At 49.7% G+C, this 25,208-nt stretch carries 22 protein-coding genes; 10 read left to right on the top strand and 12 right to left on the bottom strand.

The genetic code is table 11. The annotated features are described in order from the left end of the window. Nucleotides 1-48: 48 nt before the first annotated feature. Both acs and B5D63_RS16450 read right to left on the bottom strand, forming a co-directional pair. Nucleotides 49-1,962: an acetate--CoA ligase gene (gene acs / locus B5D63_RS16445; protein WP_078669865.1), complete on the bottom strand. Its 1,914-nt coding sequence runs from the start codon at nt 1,960-1,962 to the stop codon at nt 49-51. A gap of 272 nt (nt 1,963-2,234) precedes the next feature. Next, nucleotides 2,235-2,507 (bottom strand): hypothetical protein, encoded by a 273-nt coding sequence (locus B5D63_RS16450; RefSeq protein WP_078669866.1) that lies wholly within the window; start codon nt 2,505-2,507, stop codon nt 2,235-2,237. 457 nt (nt 2,508-2,964) lie between these two features. Here B5D63_RS16450 and B5D63_RS16455 point away from each other — a divergent pair, with 457 nt between their 5' ends. Then, complete coding sequence (locus B5D63_RS16455) at nt 2,965-3,576, top strand: helix-turn-helix domain-containing protein (protein WP_078669867.1); 612 nt, start codon at nt 2,965-2,967, stop codon at nt 3,574-3,576. Between the two features lie 39 nt (nt 3,577-3,615). Here the strand turns inward: B5D63_RS16455 and B5D63_RS16460 are convergent, their stop codons facing one another. Beyond that, nucleotides 3,616-4,155 carry a 5' nucleotidase, NT5C type gene (locus B5D63_RS16460; protein WP_078669868.1) on the bottom strand — a complete coding sequence of 180 codons (540 nt, stop codon included), beginning with the start codon at nt 4,153-4,155 and terminating at the stop codon, nt 3,616-3,618. Nucleotides 4,156-4,227: 72 nt separating this feature from the next. Here B5D63_RS16460 and B5D63_RS16465 point away from each other — a divergent pair, with 72 nt between their 5' ends. Next, nucleotides 4,228-4,983, top strand: a complete 756-nt coding sequence (locus B5D63_RS16465; RefSeq protein ID WP_235021554.1) for a DeoR/GlpR family DNA-binding transcription regulator — start codon at nt 4,228-4,230, stop codon at nt 4,981-4,983. A 35-nt stretch (nt 4,984-5,018) separates the two neighbouring features. Then, nucleotides 5,019-6,173: an MFS transporter gene (locus tag B5D63_RS16470; protein ID WP_078669870.1), complete on the top strand. Its 1,155-nt coding sequence runs from the start codon at nt 5,019-5,021 to the stop codon at nt 6,171-6,173. A 90-nt stretch (nt 6,174-6,263) separates the two neighbouring features. Here the strand turns inward: B5D63_RS16470 and B5D63_RS16475 are convergent, their stop codons facing one another. The 3 genes from B5D63_RS16475 to B5D63_RS16485 are packed head-to-tail and all read right to left on the bottom strand — an operon-like array spanning nt 6,264 to nt 8,116. Continuing rightward, nucleotides 6,264-6,881: a hypothetical protein gene (locus B5D63_RS16475; protein WP_078669871.1), complete on the bottom strand. Its 618-nt coding sequence runs from the start codon at nt 6,879-6,881 to the stop codon at nt 6,264-6,266. A 6-nt stretch (nt 6,882-6,887) separates the two neighbouring features. Then, complete coding sequence (locus B5D63_RS16480; protein WP_078669872.1) at nt 6,888-7,814, bottom strand: MbnB/TglH/ChrH family RiPP precursor modification enzyme; 927 nt, start codon at nt 7,812-7,814, stop codon at nt 6,888-6,890. A gap of 50 nt (nt 7,815-7,864) precedes the next feature. Then, complete coding sequence (locus B5D63_RS16485) at nt 7,865-8,116, bottom strand: hypothetical protein (RefSeq protein ID WP_078669873.1); 252 nt, start codon at nt 8,114-8,116, stop codon at nt 7,865-7,867. 385 nt (nt 8,117-8,501) lie between these two features. Between B5D63_RS16485 and carB the strand changes: the two genes are divergently transcribed. From carB to B5D63_RS16510, 5 genes are all read left to right on the top strand, one after another. Continuing rightward, entirely contained in the window at nt 8,502-11,318 is a 2,817-nt protein-coding gene (gene carB / locus B5D63_RS16490; RefSeq protein ID WP_078669874.1) for a carbamoyl-phosphate synthase large subunit, read from the top strand. A gap of 528 nt (nt 11,319-11,846) precedes the next feature. Further along, nucleotides 11,847-13,853, top strand: coding sequence for a ComEC/Rec2 family competence protein (locus B5D63_RS16495; protein ID WP_159456051.1), 2,007 nt, complete (start codon nt 11,847-11,849; stop codon nt 13,851-13,853). 185 nt (nt 13,854-14,038) lie between these two features. Beyond that, nucleotides 14,039-15,553, top strand: a complete 1,515-nt coding sequence (gene purH / locus B5D63_RS16500) for a bifunctional phosphoribosylaminoimidazolecarboxamide formyltransferase/IMP cyclohydrolase (RefSeq protein ID WP_078669876.1) — start codon at nt 14,039-14,041, stop codon at nt 15,551-15,553. 111 nt (nt 15,554-15,664) lie between these two features. Further along, the gene (locus tag B5D63_RS16505) at nt 15,665-16,246 is read left to right on the top strand and encodes an RNA polymerase sigma factor (RefSeq protein WP_078669877.1); all 582 of its coding nucleotides are present in this window, start codon (nt 15,665-15,667) and stop codon (nt 16,244-16,246) included. Then, on the top strand, nt 16,239-17,462 hold the full coding sequence (locus tag B5D63_RS16510) for an energy transducer TonB (RefSeq protein ID WP_078669878.1): 1,224 nt from the start codon (nt 16,239-16,241) through the stop codon (nt 17,460-17,462). Before B5D63_RS16505 ends, B5D63_RS16510 begins: the two co-directional genes overlap by 8 nt. A gap of 9 nt (nt 17,463-17,471) precedes the next feature. Here B5D63_RS16510 and B5D63_RS16515 read toward each other — a convergent pair whose 3' ends face one another. The 6 genes from B5D63_RS16515 to mutY form a co-directional block, all read right to left on the bottom strand. Further along, nucleotides 17,472-18,848 carry a LutB/LldF family L-lactate oxidation iron-sulfur protein gene (locus B5D63_RS16515; protein ID WP_078669879.1) on the bottom strand — a complete coding sequence of 459 codons (1,377 nt, stop codon included), beginning with the start codon at nt 18,846-18,848 and terminating at the stop codon, nt 17,472-17,474. Nucleotides 18,849-18,961: 113 nt separating this feature from the next. Then, a complete protein-coding gene (locus B5D63_RS16520; RefSeq protein ID WP_078669880.1) occupies nt 18,962-19,528 on the bottom strand; it encodes a DUF3109 family protein in 567 nt (188 codons plus the stop codon). 75 nt (nt 19,529-19,603) lie between these two features. After that, entirely contained in the window at nt 19,604-20,206 is a 603-nt protein-coding gene (gene gldD, locus B5D63_RS16525; RefSeq protein WP_078669881.1) for a gliding motility lipoprotein GldD, read from the bottom strand. A 30-nt stretch (nt 20,207-20,236) separates the two neighbouring features. After that, nucleotides 20,237-21,556: a gliding motility-associated protein GldE gene (gldE, locus tag B5D63_RS16530; protein ID WP_078669882.1), complete on the bottom strand. Its 1,320-nt coding sequence runs from the start codon at nt 21,554-21,556 to the stop codon at nt 20,237-20,239. A 159-nt stretch (nt 21,557-21,715) separates the two neighbouring features. After that, entirely contained in the window at nt 21,716-22,177 is a 462-nt protein-coding gene (locus tag B5D63_RS16535) for a single-stranded DNA-binding protein (RefSeq protein ID WP_078669883.1), read from the bottom strand. 198 nt (nt 22,178-22,375) lie between these two features. Then, the gene (gene mutY / locus B5D63_RS16540; protein WP_078669884.1) at nt 22,376-23,449 is read right to left on the bottom strand and encodes an A/G-specific adenine glycosylase; all 1,074 of its coding nucleotides are present in this window, start codon (nt 23,447-23,449) and stop codon (nt 22,376-22,378) included. Nucleotides 23,450-23,668: 219 nt separating this feature from the next. Between mutY and B5D63_RS16545 the strand changes: the two genes are divergently transcribed. Together B5D63_RS16545 and B5D63_RS16550 are read left to right on the top strand one after the other, a co-directional pair. Then, nucleotides 23,669-23,956 carry an HU family DNA-binding protein gene (locus B5D63_RS16545; protein ID WP_073084475.1) on the top strand — a complete coding sequence of 96 codons (288 nt, stop codon included), beginning with the start codon at nt 23,669-23,671 and terminating at the stop codon, nt 23,954-23,956. A 122-nt stretch (nt 23,957-24,078) separates the two neighbouring features. After that, nucleotides 24,079-24,822 carry a tetratricopeptide repeat protein gene (locus B5D63_RS16550; RefSeq protein WP_159456052.1) on the top strand — a complete coding sequence of 248 codons (744 nt, stop codon included), beginning with the start codon at nt 24,079-24,081 and terminating at the stop codon, nt 24,820-24,822. Nucleotides 24,823-25,208 lie beyond the last annotated feature (386 nt).

Genomic DNA, 25,208 nt, shown 5'->3' on the forward strand with positions numbered 1-25,208 from the left:
TGCATTTTAAACATCAAAAATATCAAAATCAAAAAATCCGTAAATGATTTACAGCTTGCCTTTCTTGATCTCATCTACCACAGCCGGATCGAGGAGAGTAGAGGTATCGCCGAGGTTATCGAGGTCGTTTTCCGCGATTTTGCGCAGGATACGACGCATGATTTTGCCGGAGCGTGTTTTGGGCAGCCCGCTTACAAACTGGATTTTGTCCGGTTTGGCGATGGGGCCGATGATCCGGGAAACGGTTTGTGCGATATCTTTTTTAGACAGCTCTGGTTCATGCGACATTCTTTCCATGATCACATAAGCATAGATGCCTTGTCCTTTGATATCGTGCGGGTAACCTACCACGGCGCTTTCGATGACGCCGGCGTGCATGTTGATGGCGTTTTCCACTTCGGCGGTGCCGATACGGTGGCCGCTTACGTTGAGTACGTCGTCTACGCGGCCGGTGATGCGGTAGTAACCGTCTTCGTCACGTTGGCAGCCGTCGCCGGTGAAGTAGAGGTTCTCGTACGTGGAGAAGTATGTTTTCCGGAAACGTTCATGATCGCCGTAGGTTGTGCGGAGCATGCCGGGCCACGGGAATTTGATGCAGAGGTTACCGTTAACGCCGTTGCCTTTTATTTCCTGCCCGTTCTCGTCTACCAGGATGGGTTGTACCCCTGGCAGCGGTAAGGTGGCGAAGCCTGGTTTCTCTTTAGTGATGCCGGCAATGGGGGTGATCATGATACCACCGGTTTCCGTCTGCCACCAGGTATCCACGATCGGGCAGCGGCCTTTACCGATATTGTCTTTAAACCAGTGCCATGCTTCTTCGTTGATCGGTTCGCCCACGGAACCCAGCTTTTTGAGCGAACTGAGGTCTTTATGGTTGACCGGGCCGAGTCCATAACCCATCAGGCTGCGGATGGCGGTGGGAGCGGTGTACAGGGTATCGACGCGGAATTTGTCAACGATTTCCCAGAGGCGGCCGGCATCCGGATAGGTGGGCACACCTTCAAACATGAGGGTGGTGGCGCCGGCGCTGAGAGGGCCGTATACGATATAACTGTGACCAGTGATCCAGCCGATGTCGGCAGTACAGAAGAATACTTCGCCGGGCTGGTGCTGGAAGGTATTAACGAAGGAGTAGTTGGCATATACCATGTAGCCGCCGCAGGTGTGTACCACACCTTTGGGTTTGCCGGTAGAGCCGGAAGTGTAGAGGATGAAGAGCATATCTTCCGCATCCATTTCTTCCGCCGGGCAGGGAGGATTGCCCATGGTTTCCACCTGTTTGATCTCATCTTCCCACCATACGTCTCTTCCTTTGAGCATGCTCACCGGCGTGCGGGTACGGGTGCATACGATCACTTTTTTAACTGTGGGACAGGCCATGAGGGCGTCGTCGATCACGGATTTCAGGGGAATGTCTTTATTGCCGCGGTAAGCGCCGTCGCAGGTGATCACAAGGCTGGCCTGTGCGTCCTGTATCCTGTCGGCGATGGACTGGGCGCTGAAGCCGCCGAACACCACAGAGTGGATAGCGCCAATGCGGGCACAGGCCAATACAGCAATTGCCAGTTCGGGGATCATGCCCATATAAATACAAACACGGTCGCCTTTTTTAACGCCATTGTTTTTCAGTACGTTGGCGAACTGGCATACTTTGTTGAACAAGTCACGATAGGTGATGATGCGATGGCGTTCTTCCGGGTCGTTGGGTTCCCAGATGATGGCCGGGGAGTTGCCGAGGGTGCCGAGGTGGCGGTCCAGACAGTTCTCGGTGATATTCATTTTGGCACCGGAGAACCATTTGATTTCAGGGTCCTTGAAGTTCCAGTCCAGTACCTTGTCCCATTTACGGCGCCACATAAAGTGGTCTGCCACATTGGCCCAGAATCCTTCCGGGTCTATTACACTCTGCTGATAAGCCTGTTGATAATCTTCTATAGTCTTGATCTGGTAAGGGTACGACATAGCACCATGAATGTTTATTGGTTAAGTAGATTTTTTCCTAACGGGCTTTAAATTTAAGAAAAACCCGACGGTATGCTAGAAAAAATCTAAAAAATCATATTAAAACCAGATTATTTTTCAAAATGGGTTGGAAGAAAGGCCATGGTAAAAGCACCTTTAGGGCACAACAATAGCCGTTGCCCGCTGGGGCAGGCTGGTAAAGGGATGCCGCTAAAGGTGCTGAAGAAGGACAGGTTGGCAAGGCAGGCGCCAGGAGGTCTGTAATGGTCAGTTTACCTGGGGGTGCGGTACTTGATCGCCGATTTCCAGAAGGTGTTGTACACTTCATCCATGATTTCCACAATGCGCTTTTTTTCCGCGCTGCTCAGAAAAGCGCTCTGCCTGGACGTTTCGGCGTTGCCGCGTCCTTCTTTGGCGCGCATTTTCCGGTAAAATGTGGGGGTGCTCCAGTTGCAGTCCTGACATACCCTTTCCCGGAAGAGGGCGGCCATGCCCGAAAACTTTTCATGAATGGAAAACAAGAGGTTGGGTGACTCCTTACTCATAATAACAATCTTTTTATGATGAACAATGGAATCACAGTTATACCCGTACGGCCGGTTGCAAAATGAGATTATTTATGGCTGTTAGCAAATACAGTTATAACTGTGAAAATTATCAGCATAAAATTACACTATTTGCGATATAAAAATCATGTAACCCTTTGTGGTATTGATTTTAGAGTGTTTGTTGGAGAGGTTTTCCGATCAGTTTCAGCGGATATTTATCATTATGATAACGGGGCGGTTGAGATATGATTTTTAGGATCGTTTTATACTGATTTCAATCAAAATGATCGTGAAATAATTTTTTCAGCCTACGTATAGGCATAAAAGTTAGCACATCGGATCAATATGCTACCTGCTATGATCAATTTATTATTTTTTAACGCGATTTGGTAATTTTATTTACGAAATGAAAGATTAATTGTTATATTATACAATTATTTATAAAAAAGCATAAATGATGCAGTCGAGTTTGATACATATGGGCCAGCGATTAAAGCAGATACTGAAGCAGAAAAAAATCAAAATCATCGATTTTGCAAAAATGGCCGGCTTCACCAACCAAATTGCTCACTATCACTTGAGGAACGGGGATATGAAGCGGGTCAACCTGGAACGTTTTTGTGAAATTATCGGTATCACGCCGGACGAGTTTATCCGCTGGAACGGCACCATGCAGCTGGCCAACGGAAAGAGTATACACCACGGGAACCGCCTTCAGCACCTGATTGCGGAGAAAGGACTCAACAAGAGCAAACTGGCCGAACGACTCAATATGAGCAGGCGTACCATGTATAATGTTTTTGAAAAGGAAACCTTTTCGCCGGATGAACTGGACCGGGTAGCCCGTGGACTGGACATGACGCCGGAAGCATTCCTGAATCCCGGCACCACACAGGAAACAAGGCAGACAGACAGCGAAGAAATGATGGTGCTGCGGGAGAAATACTATAAAATACTGGAAGAGCACAACCAGCTGCTGAAGAACTACACAGCCCTGAAAGATGATGTGCTTAAAATGAAGAAAGAGCTGGCCACGCTCCGTAAAGGAAAAGCGAAGAGGGGATAAACCTCCTGTAACCAGCCGTTATGTTATCCCCCATTGTGGTTATACCCGGGCAGCCGGAACTTCTACTTCCAGCGCTGCTGCTACTTCTTCCCAGTTGTGTACCCGCTCGTAATCTGTCAGATGAACATTGTGCGGTGCCGTAAACAACAACTGCCTTCCCTTAAAATGCCGCAGGTTCTTGTCGTAGTCGTCAATCATGATGTCGGCGTTCACAATGGTTTTGGAGCCGCAAAGCACAATATTGTGCCAGCTGATGAAAGGGAAATGTTCATGCAGCCATTCCAGCTTTTCACGGAGTGACTGTGGAAATTCCATGGCCGCAGATACAATGAAGACTTCATATTTCTCCATCAGGGCTTTGATCACTTCCTGGCTGCCCGGCATTACCGGCGCTGTCCTGAAAAAGCCCGGCGTCAGTAAAAACTTCCTGACCAGCCCCTCAGGCAGTACTTCCCCTTCGGGAACACCGTGCAAGCCTTGCGGGTCCAGCTTAATACCGTGCGACGTTTCGTAATAATTGAGGTAATGGCTGTAAATATCCGCCATTACATTGTCCATATCTATTGCTATTCTTGCCATATTTTGCGGTTTATTGCAAAGATATGCAAATAATTGCAGAATATTGCAAATTATTACATAATATTGCAGAAAATGGCAAGTATGCTGAAAGAGGAAAGACTTGATTATATACTAAAGAAGCTGCAAACCGATCAGAAAGTATTACAGACGGAACTGAGTACCGACCTGCAGGTATCGGAAGATACGGTGCGGCGGGACCTGGAGGCGCTGGCGCAAAGCGGGCAGCTGATCAAAGTGCGGGGAGGGGCTATCCCGCATTCCCCCAACCCCTATTCTTTTAAGGAGAGAGTAGAGCGGCATGCCGCGGATAAACAGCTGATGGCCCGCAAAGCCCTCACCCTGCTGCACGACGGACAGACGGTGCTGATGGATGGCGGTACTTCCACGCTGGCGCTGGTAAAACTGTTGCCCCCCCAGCTACGGCTCACCATCATTACCAACAGTGTGCCCATCGTCACGCAGCTGATAGAACACCCTACCATTGAAGTGATCTTTACGGGCGGGCGTATCGGTAAAAACTCACAAACTGCCACCGGCATGGACACTATCCGCGCCATGCAGAAGATCCGCGCCGATCTGGCTTTCGTGGGTATCTGCAGCCTGCATCCCGAAGCCGGTGTAACTGGCCTGGACCTTGAAGAGGCAGATGTAAAAAGTGTGATGATAGAAGCGGCCAATAAAATTGTTGCGCTGGCCACCAGCGATAAAATGGACACGGCAGAGCCGTTTAAAGTCTGTGAAATTACCGGGATAGATGTGATTGTGACGGATAAACCGCAACTGCCCTTGTTTAAGCCTTACCAGGACCTGGGAATACAGGTGATATAACGTTAAACGGAAACCTTACTTGAATTTACACAACGATGTTACAGGATTTATCGATACCGGTGATACATAAGAGAGGCACCCGCATTGCGGTAAGCGCGTTGTTTTTCCTGACCGGATTGTGTTTTGCCAGCTGGGCATCACGTATTCCGGATATACAGCAATCCCTGCACCTCAACGATGCGGGACTTGGCAGCGTGCTGCTGGCCCTGCCGGTAGGATCGCTGATTTCCCTGCCGGTAGCGGGTGTCCTGGTGTCCCGCTTTGGCAGCAAGCAGGTGCTGATCATTGCTGCGGTGGCGTATGCCGCTATTTTACCGGTACTGGGCCTCGCGAAAGCCCCCTGGGAACTGATCTCTTTTCTCGTGTTTTTCGGCTTCTGCGGCAACCTGGCCAATATTGCGGTCAACACCCAGGCGGTAGCTGTAGAAGCAATGTACGGCCGCTCTATCATGGCATCCTTTCATGGGCTGTGGAGTGTGGCGGGTTTCACCGGCGCCGCTATCGGTGCGGCCATGAGCGGACTGCATCTGCAGCCGGTATATCATTTCCTGCTAATCACCGGTATTTCCTGGACGCTGGTACTGCTCACGATGCGGCATATTGTACAGCAGGATAATAATGTACAGGCCAATCAGCCACTGTTTGTTAAGCCTGACCGCTTTTTGCTGACGCTGGGCATCATTGCTATGTGCTCTATGATATGCGAGGGTACTATGTTTGACTGGAGCGGGGTGTATTTTCGCCGTGTAGTGAAGGTAGATGAAGGACTGGGAGGCGCCGGTTATGCCGCCTTTATGGGCACCATGGCTTCCGGCCGCTTTGTGGCCGACTGGATGATAACGCGATTGGGTACACGAAAAATGCTCATCATCAGCGGAACACTTACAGCTGCCGGCTTGCTGGTAGCGGTGGCTTTCCCCTACCTGGTGAGCGCTACGCTGGGCTTTATGCTGGTTGGCGCGGGTGTTTCTGCCGTAGTGCCGCTGGTGTACAGCGCTGCCGGCAAATCGTCGGTATTGTCGCCGGGAATGGCGCTGGCGGCGGTTTCCACCATTGGCTACCTGGGCTTTCTTTTTGGCCCTCCGCTGATTGGCTTTGTGGCGCAGGCTACCAGCCTCGCGGTGTCTTTCTCGCTGATCGCCGTCATGGGCGCTGCCATCGCGATTATGTCCACCCGGCTGAAGCTGTAACGGCTTACAGTCGGTGAGGCTCAGGAAGGCAACAGAAGTTGTGGCTTCCATGTCTTAAGCGATAACAGCGTACGGGGCTTCGGCCCTGGGTCATGACGCTTCGAAGGTGGAAGTGGTGCTGAAAAACATCTCTTCTCCGCTGTAATCGATGATCAGGAGCCAGTTGCCCACAGCTGGCCTCACTTCCGGTAACCGCAGTGCAGACAAGGCTTCCAGCAGCGGTCCGGGTTCATGTTCAAAAGGGATATATCTCACCTTTAAAGCGGCGTCCTGCTGCTTCGGTAAAAATTTCAAAGCATTGATGGCGGTTTCCATCCGCAATATTTCAGGCAGGTAAAGTACCTGCAGGCGCCCTTGTATTATTTGTTGTTCCAGGTAATCAGCAAAACCTTCAATTTCCCGTTTGAACTGGAGATCGGATTGCCGGCAGGCCTCCCAGAAGGCGGTGGCCAGCGGCATGAGCCGGTTGCCCAGCAGCAGACAGGTATAGGGCAGAAGCGTATAGATAGGCGTTATACGGTTCACCCGGTACAGGGTGCAGTTGACCGACATGCCCCGCTGGAACACGACCGATTCCAGTCGTTTTCTTTCGCGGTCGGTGAGGTCATAGGATGCGAAGACTGCATCCGGCTGTTGTCGGGCTTCCACGCATAGCTCGGGGGAAGCGATGAGTGCGGCGAGTGCCTGCTGAAAGGAGAGGAGTGACATGGCTGTTCACGTATGATATTGATTCCATACTGCTTTGGCTCTGTTCAGCTCGCGGGTGATCCCGTCGAACTGCAGCAGATGGAAATAGGATTCATGAAATTCGAAGGTGATGCCGCAAAGGTTGGGTACTAACGGCAACGTATACTCGAGAAGTTCCCAGACGGCTTCCGGACAGGGGCCTGCATGGGAGTCGGTATACATACCGGCCATTTCATTGCCGCCGGCGATGTGTATCTCCACAACTTTGCCGAGGTCCAGTGCGGCAATGAAGCTGCGTGGATCGAAGCCATGGTTCACCGCATTCGTATATACGTTGTGGATATCGAGCAGGAGGCCGCAGGCGGTGTCCTGCGACAGTTCGTTGAGGAAATCCGTTTCGGAAAGCTCCTGTTCCGGCAGGTCAATGAAGTAGACGTTGTTTTCTACCAGGAAAGGTGCTCTGATACTGCGGCTGATAGTGTTGATGCGGCCGTCGATCATATCCAGCACTTCGTAATCGTAGGGCACGGGAACGGCCATACCGGCATTGCGTTCCTGCTGATGTTCATCATGTACTTTTACGAAAGAGAGGTGATCGCTGTGCCACACAAAGGAGAAGCGCTGATGCCATTCTTCCATTTTGTGGAGATAGGCCATATCGAAGATGCCGGCACTGCCCAGGGAGTAGGAGATGTTGTGTGCCGTGAGCGGATAACGGGCAGCGAGTTTATGAAGCACGTCCATCCAGCTGTCTATTTCTTCAAAGCGGCCGGGGTGGCCGTTGCCCAGGTCTGTCCAGAACATGTCCGGAATAATTTCCACATAATCGCAGCAGGTAGCGGGGCTGTCGAGATATAGTTCCAGGGAAGGATTGTACAATAAACCCACGCCCAGCCGGGGAATAGTTTTTTCATACAACCGGCTGCTGTAGCCGGTAAGCTTAGCAGGATACATGGTAGGGAATGTTTAAAAAGCCCCGCTCCGGAGAACGGGGCGGTGATACGTTAGTGGCCGATGACAGTGCCTTTGATGGTACCTTTGATGGTCGCCATTTTGTCGAGGTCTACTTTCATAACATGTTCCAGTTCTTCCCGGATGTTAAAGTGGACGCCGGACAGGCAGGCCTGACAGCCACGGGGGTTAATTTTCGAAATTACCAGTTCCTGTAATCTGGCGATGTCGGCCATCTTCGTGCCTTTAGGCACGGTGAGGTTTACCTGGCCGTCAGTTCCGTAGTGAACTTCTGCTGTACGCATGACATGTGGTTTTTGGGGTGATAAATGATAGATATAAAAACGACAGATATAAACGAATAAAAATGCTGCTCAATTGATGCCGGTCACTTTGGGGTATGTACTAACAGGATCTAAAGGTAGGATATTCCGGGATGATAGCGCAACGTATTTGTACGGAAAAAAAACCGGCGTGTTTCTGCTGAAATCCGCCTCTGCCGTAATGTTTTATACAATAATTATTGTATGTAAAAAAAGCATTCTATCATGCCGTCTCCAAAATTCTTTCATAAAAAATCAAATTTAATTCCATTATTAAATTTCAAATCACGTAACTTTGCACGATTTTTTTGGTCCCTCGTACGGCATTAAAATCAATGTGGTTTTTCATTTTCAATAGATTACAAAAATGCCAAAAGACTCATCTATCAAATCTGTCCTCATTATCGGATCTGGTCCCATTATTATTGGTCAGGCTTGCGAATTTGACTATTCTGGTTCCCAGGCAGCACGTTCGTTGCGGGAAGAAGGAATTAAAGTGATTTTGATTAATTCCAACCCGGCTACCATCATGACGGACCCTATGATGGCCGATAAGGTTTATTTGCTCCCATTAACCGTGGAAAGCATTGAGCAGATTCTGGAAGAAAACCAGATTGATGCCGTATTGCCTACCATGGGTGGTCAAACAGCGCTGAACCTTTGTAAAGAGGTAGATGAGCTGGGAATTTGGGAGAAATTTAATGTTCGCCTGATCGGGGTAGACATCAAAGCGATCGACAAAGCGGAAGACCGTGAACAGTTCCGCCAGTGGATGCTCCGGATCGGTATTCCGGTAGCTCCTGCCAAAACGGCCAACTCCTTTCTGGAAGGTAAAGAGTTTGCACAGGAGATAGGATTCCCGTTGGTAATCCGTCCTTCTTTCACCCTCGGCGGTACCGGCGGCGGTTTCGTACACAGCAAAGACGAGCTGGACGAAGCGCTGGACCGTGGCCTGAAAGCGTCTCCCATTCACGAAGTACTGGTGGAGAAAGCGGTGCTGGGATGGAAGGAATACGAACTGGAACTGCTGCGCGACAAGAACGACAACGTGGTGATCATCTGTACGGTGGAAAACCTGGACCCGATGGGTATCCATACCGGCGACTCCATCACCGTGGCCCCTGCCATGACCCTGAGCGATACCGCTTTCCAGGACATGCGTAACAAAGCCATGATGATGATGCGCGACCTGGGTAACTTCGCCGGTGGTTGTAACGTACAGTTCTCCCTGAACCCGGAAAATGAGGAACTGATCGCCATCGAAATCAACCCGCGTGTGAGCCGCTCTTCTGCGCTGGCGTCCAAAGCTACCGGTTATCCGATTGCGAAAATCGCCGCCAAACTGGCGATCGGTTACACCCTCGATGAACTGGAAAACCAGATCACCAAAACCACTTCCGCTTTCTTTGAACCCGCGCTGGACTACGTTATCGTAAAAATGCCACGCTGGAACTTCGATAAATTTAAAGGCGCAGACGATACGCTGGGCCTCCAGATGAAATCAGTAGGTGAAGTAATGGCTATCGGCCGCACCTTCCCTGAAGCCTTGCAGAAAGCCTGCCAGAGCCTCGAAAACGATGCGCTCGGCCTCGGCTACTACGGCAAGTCACTGATGAAATCTGAACAACTCATCGAAAAACTGAAACGTCCGACCTGGGACCGCATCTTCCGTATTAAAGATGCCCTGATGGCCGGCGCTTCTGTAAAACATATTCACCAGCAGACTTACATCGACCGCTGGTTCCTCCACCAGATACAGGATATCGTAAACCTGGAAAAACAACTGGGCGAGCACGATCTGGAAAGCGTTCCGGCTGATATGCTGGCTGACGCCAAGAAGCTGGGCTTCTCTGATGCCCAGCTGGCGGTTATCTTCGGCAACTGTGAAGAAGAAGAAGTTTACGAAAAGAGAAAAGCCAACGGCATTGTACGGACTTACAAAATGGTAGACACCTGCGCCGCTGAGTTTGAAGCAAAAACACCTTACTTCTACTCTACTTTCGATACCGAAAACGAAAGCAAGGTAACTGACCGTAAAAAAATCATCGTACTGGGTTCCGGCCCTAACAGGATTGGCCAGGGCATTGAGTTTGACTACTGCTGCACCCACGGTTTGCAGGCGATCCAGGATTGCGGTTATGAAGCCATCATGGTCAACTGTAACCCTGAAACCGTATCCACCGACTTCGACATGGCCGATAAGCTGTACTTCGAGCCGGTCTTCTGGGAGCACCTGTGGGAAATCATCGAGCTGGAAAAACCGGAAGGCGTGATCGTTCAGCTGGGTGGTCAGACAGCGCTGAAACTGGCAAAACGCCTGGAAGAAAAAGGTATCAAAATCATCGGTACTTCTTTCGACAGCATGGACATCGCGGAAGACCGTGGTCGTTTCTCCGATATGCTGAAAGACCTCGGTATTCCTTATCCGAAATATGGTACCGCCTACAATACAGACGATGCGATCGAAGTGGCGAAAGAAGTAGGTTATCCGGTACTGGTACGTCCGTCTTATGTACTGGGCGGCCAGCGGATGCGTATCGTGATCAACGAGGAAGAACTGGAACAATCTGTATTAAGCCTGCTGCGTCACCTGCCGGGCAATAAGATCCTGATCGACCACTTCCTGGACCGTTGCCAGGAGGCTGAAATCGACGGTATCTTTGACGGTACGGATTTTCACGTGATGGGTGTTATGGAGCACATTGAACCTGCAGGTATCCACAGTGGTGACAGCCACGCGTTGCTGCCGGCCTTCAACCTTACGCCGATTGAAGTGACCACCATGGAATACTACGCGGAAAAAATTGCCCGCGCATTGAATATCCGTGGTCTGATCAACATTCAGTTCGCGGTGAAAGACGGCCAGGTGTATGTGATCGAAGCCAACCCGCGCGCTTCCCGCACCACACCGTTTATCGCCAAAGCTTACCAGGTGCCTTACCTGAACATCGCTACCAAAGTGATGATCGGAGATAAAAAACTAAAAGACTTCAAAATTGAAAAGAAACTGAGCGGCTTTGCCATCAAGGAACCAGTGTTCTCTTTCAATAAGTTCCCGGGCGTGAATAAAGAACTCGGCCCTGAAATGAAGTCCACCGGTGAAGCGATCCGCTTTATCAAAGACCTGAGGGATCCTTACTTCCGTCAGTTGTATAAAGAGAAGAGCATGTACCTGTCTAAATAAAACAGGTCGCACCATAAAAACAAAAGCCCGTCAATATTGTGTTGACGGGCTTTTTTGTTTTATCTTTTAAGTGTGACAGCTATAAAATAACAGAGCCTGATAAAGATCAGGCTCCTTCTTTTCCCTCAAAATAACCATTAAAGACACGACTATTGAATCTTGATACGACACAAATAGCGTGACCGGTAATGCATTTTACAAATAATATTATATTTAAAGAAGATGTTAACTAATCAATAACAGATTCGAGAAGTTAATATATTTATAATATTGATATTTAACATATTAAACAAATACGATTTTGTTAACCTAAATTATCTTAACACATCCTGAATCAAAAATTACCTAGTTATCATATCTTTTTCGGATATGCTGTTTTTGCGTTTTTTGGACGGTTTAATTTCCGGATGTCGGAAGATCAAAAGTTGACCCTCTTTTATGCAGTTTGAATCATCCATGTTTGTTGCAGCATGTTGGAAACGTGCGCCCTTTCTGCGTTTAACGCCTCCGTTATTAACGGGCATCTGTATGCAGTTATCCAATCCTCTTTCAGCACAGTACCTGCATATCCTTATGCTGTCGGCTTTTGCCTTGTTGTTGCTGATACGATTGCTGCCGGTTGTATACCGTTATCATTATGCATGGGCGGCAGGTATTCCCGTGCTTATCCTGTTGTATTGCAGTGGAGCGTTGCTGCTGGTTTCTGCCGGTATCCGGCAGGACGACACGTGTTTTTCCGCACCACCGGACAGTGCCACGTATTGGTTGGCAAAGGTAGAAGCGCCTTTACAGGACAAACCCCGTTCCCGTAAAACATGGCTGGCCGTTACCGCCACCTGCACGCAGGGACGCTGGCGGGCATCGAAGGGACGTTTATTGGCCTATTTTAGCCGGGATAGTGCATCATCCGGTTTGGTGTACGGCGCAGTGGTATTGCTGGCTAAAAAGCCGGTTAAAATCACCAATAGCGGTAATCCCGGTGGGTTTGATTACCAGCGTTACTGTGCTGCACAACAGCTGTATCACCAGGTATTCCTGAAAGCGGGCGACTACCGGCAGCTGTCGCGTCCGCCGCTTCATGACCTTACCTTTTTCCTGCTCCAGGCCCGTGAGTTTTGTCTCGGTCAGCTAAAGATTTATATCGGCAACGGTCCGGAGGCGGGCATGGCAGAAGCCCTGCTGATCGGCTACCGCCAGGACCTGGACCCCGAAGTGGTCAGCGCCTATAGCAACACCGGCATTGTACATATCATCGCCATTTCCGGCATGCACCTGGCTTTGTTGTACGGCTCCCTGCTATGGCTGCTGCGTTGGCTGCCCGCCCGCCGCGCGGCGAATGTGGTCCGGGCAGTGGTACTGCTGGCCGTGTTATGGGGCTTCGCCCTGCTGACAGGCGCGTCTGCATCGGTATTACGGGCGGCAATGATGTTCTCCGGCATCACGGTGGGCAACTGGTTGCTTGGCAGAAAAGCCAGTACCTACAACATGCTGGCCGCCTCGGCATTTGTGTTGTTGTGTTGCCAGCCCTGGCTGGCCGTGGATGCAGGCTTCCAGTTGTCCTACCTGGCAGTGCTTAGTATTCTGCTGTTTTATAACGTGACCTATGCATTATGGACACCTTCCGCCCGATGGGCAAAGGCTGTATGGCAACTGGCGGCGCTGTCTCTCGCAGCACAGGTACTGACGCTGCCGGTATCTATCTACTACTTTCATCAGTTCCCTGTTTATTTTCTGCCGGCCAACCTGGTGGCGGTGCCGCTGTCCACCGTGGTCATCTACGGTGAGGTCCTGTTGTTGTTGCTGACGCCTTTCAGCACCCTGGCAGGGTGGGCGGGAGCGGCGCTCCGCTGGCTGATTCATCTTATGAATACCGGTGTGGCCTGGTTGGGACAACTACCTTTTGCCATGATAAAAGACCTGCAGTGGAGCTTGTGGCAAACCGGCTGCTGTTACCTGTTGATAGCAGGTATAGCAGGCTGGCTGTTGTGGCAGTACCGCCGCGGTTACTGGCTGGCACTGGCTGCCTTTTGGCTGATGGTGGCCGATCAGGCGATACGTCATATATCTTCCCGTCAGCAACGGCAACTGGTCATTTATAACGTGCCCGCCTATACGGCGATGGATGCTGTCGCTGAGGGAAATGTGCAATTCATCGGACAAGACAGTATCTGGAAAGCGCCGGCGGCCAAACATTTGCAGGCAGCCCGGGCGGCCATGGGGGTGAAGCCGGGCATTGTGCCCGGTTTTCAGCAGGACGGCCGTTATCTGCTGCTGGGACGGAAAACGGTGGCGGTAGTGGACACTACATTGCCTGCATGGGCGCCGGTACGGCCATTGCGGGTTGACTATCTTTTGCTGAATGGACACATAAAAATGAACATGGACCGGGTACAGGCCTGGTATAAAGCGGACACGGTTGTTTTGGGCGCTGCCTGCCCGCTTTACCGCATCCGGCGCTGGGTGGCCGAATGCGACTCCCTGGGAATGCCTTTTTACAGCATCCCGGAGAAAGGCGCATTTATTATTCCGTTCTGACTTTTTCTCCGGTTTGCCGGCCGGCAATTAATATTTTTTGCTCATCTGACAACGATCTGCCGGCCTTTCCCTGGTATTCCACGCCGGCAGGAAATGGAAAAGTGATTGTTACGTGTTAACTTTGCGCAACTTTTCGGTTCCGGACCAGGGGCCTATGTTATTAAAATTTCTAATGTTTTCCATTCATGCAAAAGCAAATTAAATCAGCGCTGATCTCCGTTTTCTATAAAGATAACCTGGAGAACATTGTTAAAAAGTTAGGTGAACAGGGTGTGACCATCTATTCTACCGGTGGTACCCAAAAATTCATTGAGGAACAGGGCGTAAAATGCGTGGCAGTAGAAGATCTGACTGCTTACCCGTCTATCCTCGGCGGCCGTGTGAAAACGCTGCACCCTAAAGTATTTGGTGGTATCCTGGCCCGCCGCGAAAATCCGCAGGACCTGGAACAGCTGAAACAATACGACATTCCGGAAATTGACCTCGTGATCGTGGACCTGTACCCGTTTGAAGAAACCGTAAAAAATACGACCGAAGAACAGACGATCATCGAAAAAATTGACATCGGCGGCGTATCCCTGATCCGCGCTGCCGGCAAGAACTACAAAGATGTGGTGATCGTAGCTTCCAAAGACCAGTACGCAGACCTGGAAAAAGTGCTGACAGAAAACAATGGCGCCACTTCCCTGCAAGACCGCAGGAGCTTTGCCGCTAAAGCTTTTGAAGTATGTGCCAACTATGATGTGGCTATCTCCCAATATTTCCTGAACAACGAACCTGCGGATTATTTCCAGGTATCCGTTCCACAGGGACAGGTAAACCGTTACGGTGAAAACCCGCACCAGCGCGGTGTTTTCTATGGTAACCTGAACGATATCTTTAATAAACTGCATGGCAAGGAGCTTTCCTTCAACAACCTGGTGGACGTAGACGCCGCCTGCCAGCTGATACAGGAATTTACTGAAACCACTTTCGCAGTTATCAAGCATACCAATGTATGCGGCATCGCTTCCCGCGCTACCCTGAAAGGAGCCTGGGACGCAGCGCTGGCCGGCGATAAGGAAAGCGCTTTTGGTGGCGTACTGGTGTGCAACCAAACCATTGATAAAGCCACAGCGGAATCCATCAACGAAATCTTTTTTGAAATACTGATCGCTCCCAGCTTCGAGGCTGACGCGCTGGCAGTACTGCAAACCAGGAAAAACCGTATCCTCCTTGAGCAGAAACAACCGGTGAAAAGCAAGTACATGTACAAAAACGTGCTGAACGGTGTATTGCTGCAGGATAGCGATAATGGTAACTATAAAGAATGGAACGATGTGGGCGCACAGGCGGCTACCGCTGCGCAGAAGGCAGACCTGGAGTTCGCTAATATTGTGTGCAAACACTTGAAATCCAATGCTATTGCGCTGGTGAAAGACAAACAACTGGTAGGTAAGGGCTGTGGCCAGACTTCCCGTATCGATGCACTGCGTCATGCTATTGAGAAGGCAGGCCAGTTCAGCTTTGAGCTGAAAGGCGCAGTGATGGCTTCCGACGCGTTCTTCCCGTTTGATGACTGCGTACGCATTGCGCACGAACAGGGCATCGAAGCGGTAATCCAGCCGGGTGGTTCCGTTCGGGACAACGATTCCATCGAATTCTGCAAACAACATGGCATGGCGATGGTGATGACCGGCATGCGTCATTTCCGCCATTAATCCGTGTAAAATATAAAAGCAAAAAGCGGAGCTCATTTCCTGGAAATGACCTTCGCTTTTTTTTAAAGAAAAATTGGCGCCATTGCCTGAAAATAGCTAGTATTGTTGTTCATGGCCTTTATCAAGCAAAATATCATGCAGGATGCGGCAGATACGGACCTTGTCCGGGAGTATAAAGCTTCCGGCAGTCTGGAGCTGCTGGCTGCCCTCTACCAGCGTTATATGAACCTGGTATATGGTGTATGCCTGCAATATTTTGATGAAGAAGGCAGCAAGGATGCCGTCATGCAGATCTTTGAGGAGCTGATTGATAAACTGAAACGGCACGAGGTACAGAACTTTAAAAGCTGGCTGCATGTTTTATCGAGGAACCACTGCCTGATGAAGCTGCGGTCCATGAAAAACAAGGAATCTCTCCAGGTGACCATAGAAGAAAATTCCCCGGTTATGGAAAACGGAGAATTAGCGCATCATGACCACGAAGTCACGCTGGAAGACAATCTCCAGTCCATGGAGAAATGCCTGGAGACCTTGCCGGAAGAGCAAAAACGCAGCGTGAACCTGTTCTACCTGGAGGAAAAAAGCTACCGGGAGGTGGCTGTTATCACCGGATATGAAATGAATAAAGTGAAAAGCTATATCCAGAACGGGAAACGGAATCTTAAAATTTGTATGGAGCAACAACATGCCTGACAAGCACGCACATAACAAACCTGCCGTAAGCGCCGAGCTTATCCGCCAGTACCTGGCCGGGGAGCTGGATGATAAGGCCATGCATGCCCTGGAACGCCAGGCGCTGGATGACCCGTTCCTCGCCGCCGCGCTGGAAGGTTATGCCCTGCACGCCCCTGCCCAGCAGGTCCACCAGGAAGACCTGGCGGCCCGGCTTTCCCGGCGGGTAGCGCAAGAGGGGCGTACGGCGGTGGTGCGTCCTTTGTATCCACGTATTGCAGCGGCAGCGGCGATCCTGTTATTGCTCTTTACCGGTGGCTGGTTCCTGTTCAAAACACAAAACGACAAGGCTCCGGAAATAGCACAGGCGGATCGGCCAGTGGTGATACCCGAGGATACCGCAGCAGGGGTCCCGGCCGACAAACCAGAAATGGCCATGCGGCCATCCGGAGACTCCGACAATAAGAAGGCGGCCCCCATCCGGCAGAAGGAAGCCCCCGCTTTAGCCCGTACAATGGAGCCTGTAGCGGACATCAGTGCCAAAGACGAAAGACTGGTGGAAAAACCGCTGGAGCGGAGGGAATTAAAACAATCGCCGCCCAACGCTACCTTCGCGGCACCTGTACCGCCGCCGGCCGCAGCGCCGGCATTAGCACAGGCTGCTCCGGTGATTACGCCGGCTCCGGCGCCTGTCAGCATTGATAGGCAACAGAACGATATAGCGGCAGACCGGCGTGATTCCGGTGCCATGGGCTATAATAACAGGGCGCTGGAAGAGGTGGTTACCACTGGCTTTGGAGCAGCCCGTGCGAGGAAAGCAGCGTCCGTGCCGCATGATTCCCTCACCCGTAACATTCCCCGGGATGAGCAGATGGCCTATGCTTTAGAGGGCAAAGTGGCAGGTGTTAGTGTTGACAGCGAAACGAGGCGTAAGGGAAATAAAGGCCGGAAACCGGATACGCAGCCTGTGCCTGTGAGCGGCCGCGTAGCTTACGAACAATATCTTCTTGAACATACCGCTAACCCCGGAGCATTTAATGGCGTTGTACGTATAGCGTTTACCGTTATGCCGGACAGTACGCTGCAGGATATTAAAGTTGTCCAAAGCCTGAATGCCGCCTGCGACGCGGAAGCTGTCAGGGTGGTGAAGGAAGGGCCGGCATGGAAGCCTGCGGCAGACAGAAAGCCCGCCAATGTTACATTGGAAGTGATCTTCAGAAAAAAAGCAGACCAGTAAAAAAACAGTTTAACTTTTGCGTTCCTTCCATTGCTGGTTGAAGGATTTGGCTGCAAACACCGGCAGGTCCCGGTTTTCTCCCCAACTTTTTGCGAAGAATTTGCGGAAGAAGAAGTTTTTCATTTTACCACTGGCCATATTCATCATTTTACGGCTGGTGCATCCCTGTTTCCATACAAACCATGCAAACTTCTCTCCGCCGGAGGTATGGTTTTCCTCTACCGCTTTTTGGCGGTTGTGGAGCAGCAGTTCATGCAGGTTGATACGTACGGGGCATACTTCCGTACAATTACCGCAGAGGGAGGAGGCAAAGCTGAGGTGCATATAATTATCCATCCCTTTGAGGTGCGGCGTGATGACGGAGCCTATCGGGCCACTGTAGGTGGTGGCATAGCTATGGCCGCCGATGTTTTTATAGACGGGACAGGCGTTGAGGCAGGAGCCGCAACGGATGCAATAAAGACTTTCGCGGGCGGCGGTATCCTGGAGGATGTTGGTACGGCCGTTGTCCATCAGGATCACGTACATTTCTTCCGGGCCGTCTGTTTCGCCTTCCTGGCGGGGACCGCTGAAGATGCTGTTGTACGCGGTTACCTGCTGGCCGGTACCGTAGGTGGCCAGCAGTGGCCAGAACAGCGCCAGGTCTGCCACGGAGGGCAGTACTTTTTCGATACCCACCAGCACGATATGCGTTTTCGGGAAAGCGGTGCTGAGGCGGGCATTGCCTTCGTTTTCCGTAACGGCGACGGAGCCCGTATCGGCCAGGATGAAGTTGGCGCCGGTGATGCCTATTTCCGCTTCCAGGTATTTCTGTCTGAGTTTTTCCCGGGCTACGAGGGTCAGTTGTTCGGGAGTAAGGTCGGGAGGAGTGCCCAGTTTTTCTGTAAAGAGGCGGGCTACATCTTCCTTGCTTTTGTGCATGGCCGGTGTTACGATATGATAAGGCGGTTCACCGTCCAGCTGTTGAATGTATTCTCCCAGATCGGTTTCCACGCATTCAATGTTATGTTGCGCGAGAAAGTCATTGAGATGCACTTCCTCGGTGGCCATGGACTTGCTTTTGACGATGCTTTTGCATTGTTTGGCCTGGCAGATGGCGAGGATTTCCTGTAGCACCTGTTCCGCTGTTTCCGCCCAGATCACTTTACCACCACGTCTGGTGAAATTCATTTCGAATTCCTCGAGGTGGTTGTCCAGGTGTTCAATCGCTCTCCACTTGATGTTCTTGGCCCGTTCACGCGCCACTGGCAGGTCGGCAAACTGCTGTTTGCCGGCTTTTACAGCAGCATTGTATTTTCCTATGTTGAAGTTGATCGTCTGGCGGTGACCAAGATCTGTCGCTTTTTTTTCACTTGCTTCGAGAAAAGTGGAGGCTGTTTGATGCATAAGCAAACGATAATTCCTTGATAAATATAGTGTATTTAAGCGTTGCGAAATAGCTGCAGCTTAAACAACTCCTTCTAAATCACTAAATAACAAAATCCCTGATCAAAGATGATCTAGTATTTTTTAGTGGCAATTTTATCCAGCACTTCATAAAATTCCGTGCCGTATTTTCTGGTAATGGCCTCTTTCAGGAATCGGTACACCGGAACTTTCAGCGACCGGCCGTTTTTGCAGGCGGGTTTGCAGATATCCCAGCGGTCGTAATTGACTGCTTCAAACGACTCGTATTTTGTTATCCGGATGGGATAGAGATGGCAGGAGATGGGTTTTTTGTAGTCCACTACGCCGTCGTTGTATGCTTTCTCGATGCCGCAACCCACGATACCATGATCATCGATGGAGGCGTAGGCGCAAATGCCATTGTTCACGATAGGCGTCACATACCCGTATTCTTTGTCGGTGGTGTTGGTGCCGGTACGTTCAATCTCTTCGATGCCTTCCTGCCGCAGATAGGATTTGATTTTCGGGTAGATTTTTTTCAGGATTTTAGTCTCGTCCTTGTCCAGGGGGGCGCCACAGTCGCCGGCTACGCAGCAGGCGCCTTTGCAGGCTGACAGATTGCATACAAACTGCTCTTCCACCAGTTCGTCACTAATATATTTATCGTCAATGATAATCATCGGGTTATGGTCTTTTGTTGGTCCTGATGGGGACGAACAAGCATTTAAAGACCACAAAGTTACGAGATTGCCGGCTTATCTCCAGCGGAGGGTTTCCACCAGGTGCCACATATCTTTTTCGAGGAATGCATTGACGGGCGCGAGGGAATCGGCCTGAGGGGGAGCGTAAAAATAGAGGGCGCCCCGCAGGAAGTGCTGCAGGGAGTCGGTAGCGTAGAATTGTTTGGCGGAGGCCGCGTTGCCGCCTACCTGGTAGAAGGTACCGGCTACGTGGTTCGGTGTTCGGATGCTGTTTTCGTCTATATATTCTGCTTTGTAGGTGTGTTTATAGGTCATTTTGTAGGCATCGTCCACCAGTTGCTGGAAGTTGTTGCCTTTGCCGATGATTTTGTAGCTGAGGTATATTTTGCCGTTAAGCGTGGGGAAGTCGATATTGATCCAGTAAGGGTTCTCCGGTTTTTCACCGAAGAAGGAAGTGTCTTTTACCACATTGGCGTACACGGGGTATTCGAAGGTGTACGGATAGCCGGGCGCATCAAAGGTGCGGTATTTTTTTTCCGGGAATTTCATCAGGAAGAAGCCCCTGGGCTTAGGTGTGGGAGGCGTGTTGCAGGCAACAGCCAGGATGGTGATCAGCAGGGACAGGAGGGTAATACCCTTTCCTTTGAAGTATGGCATTTTTTTCTGAAATCGTTTAACTGGACAGGATTACGCTTCTTGGGCGGCGTCCGGCCGTATGGTGACCTGTACTTTCTGGATGCGCATTTTAGTGACTTCCAGTACAGTGAAATCGTAGTTGGTATAATTGATAACGCTGTTTTCTTCCGGAAATTTTCCGGCCAGTTCGAGGATCAGGCCTCCGAGGGAGTCGCTTTCACCTTTTACTGATTCGAAGGTTTCCGGTGGGATGTTCATGATGCGGCAAACATCGTTGAGCATGGTTTTTCCTTCAAAAACGTAAGTGAAGTTGTCCAGTTTGCTGTAGTTGAATTCTTCTTCGTCGAATTCGTCTTTGATATCGCCGATGACTTCTTCCATAATGTCTTCGAGGGTAACGATACCGGAGGTACCGCCGAATTCGTCGACGACCACGGCAAAGTGCATGCGTCTGCTCTGGAACTCGGATAGGAGGTCTTCGATCAGCTTGTGGCCGTGTACAAAGAAGGGCTGGCGCATTACTTCGTGCCAGTCGAATTTATTGCCTTTATCGAGGTGGGGGAGCAGGTCTTTGGTATGGATCACGCCTACGATGCTGTCGAGGTTGCCCTTGTACACCGGGAGGCGGGAATAGTGGAGATCTGCCACCTGTTTGATGACTTCTTCGAAGGTGCTGTCGTATTCGATGCCGTTTACATCGAGGCGGCCCCGCATGATCTGTTTAACGGTGATATTGCCGAATTTGAGGATGCCTTTGAGGATGTTTTTTTCTTCCTGGGAGGCGGTTGGGTCTACGCTCATTTCGATGGCTTCGTCAATTTCGTGGTAGTTGACAGGGCCGGTGCCGCGATGGAACAGGCGGGCTTCGATGCTGCCGCTGATGCCTACGAAGAAATCGCTGACAGGTTCCAGGGTGGCGTGGACGAGGCTGACAAACCACGCAAAGTACGTGGCGAAGCGGATATTATTCTGGGCGGCCCATACGCGGGGAAGTATCTGTCCGAAAAACAGGAGGATGAGGCAGATCAGGGAGATTCTCACCACGAAGGACACTACTGGCAGTGTTTGAAGGTCTTCCATCTGGGTCACCAGGTAGTTGGTGATCATAATGAAAGCAATCATAAGGATGATACCGGCGATCTGAAGGGATGCCAGGAGTGATTTTGGTTTTTCCAGCAACTTGGTAATCAGTTTGCCGGAGGTGTTCTGTCGTGTTTTAAGAACGTTCAGGTCCTTATAATTCAGGGAAAAGAACGCTACTTCTGCGCCGGAAACGATAAAGGTAAGCAGCAGTATTACAAAAATGACAAGTAAGAATACCACCATGTTTGGCGTAGCGATAGGTGCATTTACTTGTAACAAACAGGACATGTTGCTTGCCGAGAGGATCTCCAAGATATTTAGCTTTGATGTAATCAATCAAAAAACAGGAAAGGTAATTCACACAACTACATTTTCCTGCACGCAAATATAAGTAATGTCCCTATATGGGATTACGTAGTTCCGGAAAGATAATATTTTACAGATGTACTAAAAAGGCAGATCGTCTGCGGGCTCATTCAGCGAAGGGGGAATTTCCATATTGTTAGCGAAATTGTCTCCGGTTGAAGTGCCTGAACTGCTGTGGTGAGGTATGGGGTGGTCTGAGCTGTTGAGGTCCATGCGTTTATCCAGCATAACCAGGTTGTCTCCTACAACTTCTGTCGCAAATTTTTTGTTGCCTTCCTTGTCTTCCCAGCTGCGGGTGCGCAAACGTCCTTCAATATAGACCAGACTGCCTTTGTGCAGGTATTTCTGGGCCAACTCTGCCAGTCCGCGCCACAGCACTACGGTATGCCATTCGGTTTGAGAAATGAGTTTTCCCGCTCTGTCTTTAAAGGTTTCGGTAGTGGCCAGGGAAAATTTGGCCACGGCGATATTACCTTCGAGGAACTGCACATCCGGGTCTCTGCCTAAATTGCCTATCAGAATTACTTTATTAACACCTCTCATAGTTGTAGGTTTTTTTAGTCTATTGTTAAAAGGTTCTTCTTTTATAAATAAACAACCTTCTTAAAGTTAATATTTTTTTCCAATCGACAGTGAAAAATTTCTTGCTGGCAGCGTGTTAAGCATGAATGCACGCATGTATTATAACTTCCTGTAATTTAACCAGATAATACATTTTTATTTTCGTATATATGTTTCGCGTCAGAACAACTGCAGTTTTTTGCTTTGCAAAAAGGCGGTGATGGTTTTTGGAAACGCGTATTTATCAAGTGTTTTACGGGAAACGAGCAGGTGACCGTTTTCCGGCAGGGGCTGCTTTATTTCCAGGGTAAAGAAGCTGCTGTAGATGGTTTGATGGGTAAGTTGTTGTTTTTGTGGGGCTGAAACGTTGATCACGGTAAAGGCGGTATTGCCGAAAAGCCGCCGGAAGGATTCATTTTTCCGAAGATCATCGAGCGTTGTCGCTTCCGGTGTTTCGATCAGGATAAATTCGTGCAGGTTCTGCCAGATATCTTTTTCTGTTCTTTTCCGGATATAGATACTGTCTTTGAATTCCACGAGGAAGTGGTTGAAATAGCGTTTTTTGATCTGCAGTTTCTTTGATTTTACGGGAAGAACTTCCACCAGTTGCTGCTGCCGGGCCAGGCATTTGCGGTTGAGCGGACAGGTAGGGCAGGCGGGTTGTTGTGGTTTGCAGACCACGGCGCCGAAGTCCATAATACTTTGATTATAGGCGGCGGACTGGTTGGCCGGGAGCAGTTCCCTGGCCAGGTCGCTGAATTGTTTTTTGCCGGCGGTGGTATCGATGGGGGTATCGATGGCGAAGTAGCGGGAGAGTACGCGGTATACGTTGCCGTCCAGTACGGCGTGGGGGAGATGAAAGCCGAAGGAGGCGATGGCGGCGGCGGTGTAGTCGCCGATTCCTTTCAGGGCTTTGATCTGTTCGTAGGTATCCGGGAATTTCCCTTTATAGGTGGTGGCTATTTCGCGGGCTGCGGCGAGCATGTTTTTACAGCGGGCGTAGTAGCCGAGGCCCTGCCAGAGGCGGAACACTTCTTCTTCGGGGGCCTGGGCCAGGCTGGTGGCGGTGGGGTAGTGTTCTATAAATCTCTGATAGTAGGGCAATCCTTGTTCCACGCGGGTTTGCTGGAGTATAATTTCGGATAGCCATATCCGGTAGGGGTCTTTTTCACCTTTCCAGGGCATGGTGCGGGTATTGCTGAGTTGGTTCCATTCCAATAATTTTTCTGTAAAAAAAAGTCGGGAATCGGCCATTTATATATTATTTTAATAAAATTATTTAGTAAATTGATATGGTAAAAGCTGTCCAAAAACCCTATGGAGGTACATCTGATGCCTTTTCCGGGCATGCAAATAAATATAAATTATCATCAATACAGTTATAAGAAAAAATGATAAAATTTATTTGCTTAAAATTCAGCAATTAAAATTTTTAAATTAACTTTGAGAGTAAAGTAATCCTCTCGCTTTCATATGAGAAAAGCTGATTTAATAAACAACATTGCTGAAAAAACCGGCATCCCCAAAGTAGATGTTCTAGTCACACTGGAGGCTATGTTTAAAGAGGTGAAAGAAGCCCTGGCCAATGGTGAGCACATTTACATCCGTGGGTTTGGTAGTTTTATCACAAAGAAACGGGCCGCCAAGATTGGCCGCAACATCAAGAAGAACGTAGCTGTGGAGATTCCGGAGCACTTTATTCCGGCATTCAAACCTTCGAAAGAATTTGTTGCTGAGGTAAAGAAGCTCAAAAGTTCTTAGTTTTGCAGCCTAATCTTTAGGCGATGCGAAAGTCACAAGTTCTCCTGGTTGGTGCTGCTGCAGCACTATTGGTGGTTTTATTTGCTTTTGGCCGTACTGTACCCCGGTCAGAAAAGCAAGCTATGTCAACTGCTGCTCCTATGCAGGGCGGTCAGGGTGTAGAGCCTATTGCCTTTTCCGAGCTACTGGAATCGGCGAAAGGAAAAATTCCTGCTGAAAAATTATTATTGATCAACACGATTGAGACCAACGTTGTACGCGGGGACGTGAAAGCCCAGCAGATCGCTGCGTACAAACAGTTGTATAATACCTGGGACAGCCTCAACCAGCTGCCTGTGGCGGCTCATTATCTCGGAGAAGCCGCCAAGTTGGAAAATTCCGAAAAAAGCCTCACCTTTGCAGCCAATTTGTTTCTGGCTCACCTGCAACACGCTCAGGATCCACGAATAGCAAAATGGGAAGCCGAACAGGCCATCAGCCTGTTTGACCAGGCGATTCAGCTGAATCCGGCCAACGACACCCTGAAGATATCACAGGCCATGGTGTATATGAACACCGGCGAACCGATGACAGGGGTTTCCAAATTAAGGGAAGTCGTAGCCAAAAATCCTGATAATATCGACGCACAGGTTACTTTAGCGAACCTGGCCATTACATCAGGCCAGTATGATAAAGCTATCGAAAGGCTGGAAGGCGTGATGCAGAAACATCCGGACAATGCCAAAGTACTGTTTGTACTGGCAGAATCCTACAGAAGCAAAGGTGACAAACAAAAAGCAATTGCGCTGTTTGAGAAAAGCAAACAGGCGATGACCGATCCGGAGTTGAAGAAAGAAGTAGACAGCTATATTAAGAGCATTCAATAATATTTTATTTTTTCCATCATTTAAAAACGTATAAGCGTATGCCTTGCGGTAAGAAAAGAAAAAGACATAAAATTGCCACTCACAAGCGTAAAAAAAGACTGAGAAAGAACCGGCATAAAAGTAAGAAGAAATAATTACTCCAGTTTCCCGCCATTTATACTAACTAGGTATTACCCGGCGCGGTGGTCGGATAAAAAATTTTCATATACCCTGCATGATTCTGGCAATTATCTTAAATTGCCTGAGTCATGCAGGTTGTTTCCATAGATCCCGCAACCAGATCCCCGGACATTTGCCTGCAGTGATCGCTGAACCCTTAAGCAATCCATCATCACATCGGTGAAGAATATGCTAACTTTATAGTGAGCTATTGTTTGGTATGCAGT

The sequence above is a fragment of the Chitinophaga eiseniae genome (assembly GCF_900167135.1).
Taxonomy (GTDB): Bacteria; Bacteroidota; Bacteroidia; order Chitinophagales; family Chitinophagaceae; genus Chitinophaga; species Chitinophaga eiseniae.

Bases quoted from the DNA above. Each gene is read 5' to 3' on its own strand.
- acs (WP_078669865.1), bottom strand. From the start codon at position 1,962: ATGTCGTACCCTTACCAGATCAAGACTATAGAAGATTATCAACAGGCT.
- B5D63_RS16450 (WP_078669866.1), bottom strand. From the start codon at position 2,507: ATGAGTAAGGAGTCACCCAACCTCTTGTTTTCCATTCATGAAAAGTTT.
- B5D63_RS16455 (WP_078669867.1), top strand. From the start codon at position 2,965: ATGATGCAGTCGAGTTTGATACATATGGGCCAGCGATTAAAGCAGATA.
- B5D63_RS16460 (WP_078669868.1), bottom strand. From the start codon at position 4,155: ATGGCAAGAATAGCAATAGATATGGACAATGTAATGGCGGATATTTAC.
- B5D63_RS16465 (WP_235021554.1), top strand. From the start codon at position 4,228: ATGGCAAGTATGCTGAAAGAGGAAAGACTTGATTATATACTAAAGAAG.
- B5D63_RS16470 (WP_078669870.1), top strand. From the start codon at position 5,019: ATGTTACAGGATTTATCGATACCGGTGATACATAAGAGAGGCACCCGC.
- B5D63_RS16475 (WP_078669871.1), bottom strand. From the start codon at position 6,881: ATGTCACTCCTCTCCTTTCAGCAGGCACTCGCCGCACTCATCGCTTCC.
- B5D63_RS16480 (WP_078669872.1), bottom strand. From the start codon at position 7,814: ATGTATCCTGCTAAGCTTACCGGCTACAGCAGCCGGTTGTATGAAAAA.
- B5D63_RS16485 (WP_078669873.1), bottom strand. From the start codon at position 8,116: ATGCGTACAGCAGAAGTTCACTACGGAACTGACGGCCAGGTAAACCTC.
- carB (WP_078669874.1), top strand. From the start codon at position 8,502: ATGCCAAAAGACTCATCTATCAAATCTGTCCTCATTATCGGATCTGGT.
- B5D63_RS16495 (WP_159456051.1), top strand. From the start codon at position 11,847: ATGCAGTTATCCAATCCTCTTTCAGCACAGTACCTGCATATCCTTATG.
- purH (WP_078669876.1), top strand. From the start codon at position 14,039: ATGCAAAAGCAAATTAAATCAGCGCTGATCTCCGTTTTCTATAAAGAT.
- B5D63_RS16505 (WP_078669877.1), top strand. From the start codon at position 15,665: ATGGCCTTTATCAAGCAAAATATCATGCAGGATGCGGCAGATACGGAC.
- B5D63_RS16510 (WP_078669878.1), top strand. From the start codon at position 16,239: ATGCCTGACAAGCACGCACATAACAAACCTGCCGTAAGCGCCGAGCTT.
- B5D63_RS16515 (WP_078669879.1), bottom strand. From the start codon at position 18,848: ATGCATCAAACAGCCTCCACTTTTCTCGAAGCAAGTGAAAAAAAAGCG.
- B5D63_RS16520 (WP_078669880.1), bottom strand. From the start codon at position 19,528: ATGATTATCATTGACGATAAATATATTAGTGACGAACTGGTGGAAGAG.
- gldD (WP_078669881.1), bottom strand. From the start codon at position 20,206: ATGCCATACTTCAAAGGAAAGGGTATTACCCTCCTGTCCCTGCTGATC.
- gldE (WP_078669882.1), bottom strand. From the start codon at position 21,556: ATGTCCTGTTTGTTACAAGTAAATGCACCTATCGCTACGCCAAACATG.
- B5D63_RS16535 (WP_078669883.1), bottom strand. From the start codon at position 22,177: ATGAGAGGTGTTAATAAAGTAATTCTGATAGGCAATTTAGGCAGAGAC.
- mutY (WP_078669884.1), bottom strand. From the start codon at position 23,449: ATGGCCGATTCCCGACTTTTTTTTACAGAAAAATTATTGGAATGGAAC.
- B5D63_RS16545 (WP_073084475.1), top strand. From the start codon at position 23,669: ATGAGAAAAGCTGATTTAATAAACAACATTGCTGAAAAAACCGGCATC.
- B5D63_RS16550 (WP_159456052.1), top strand. From the start codon at position 24,079: ATGTCAACTGCTGCTCCTATGCAGGGCGGTCAGGGTGTAGAGCCTATT.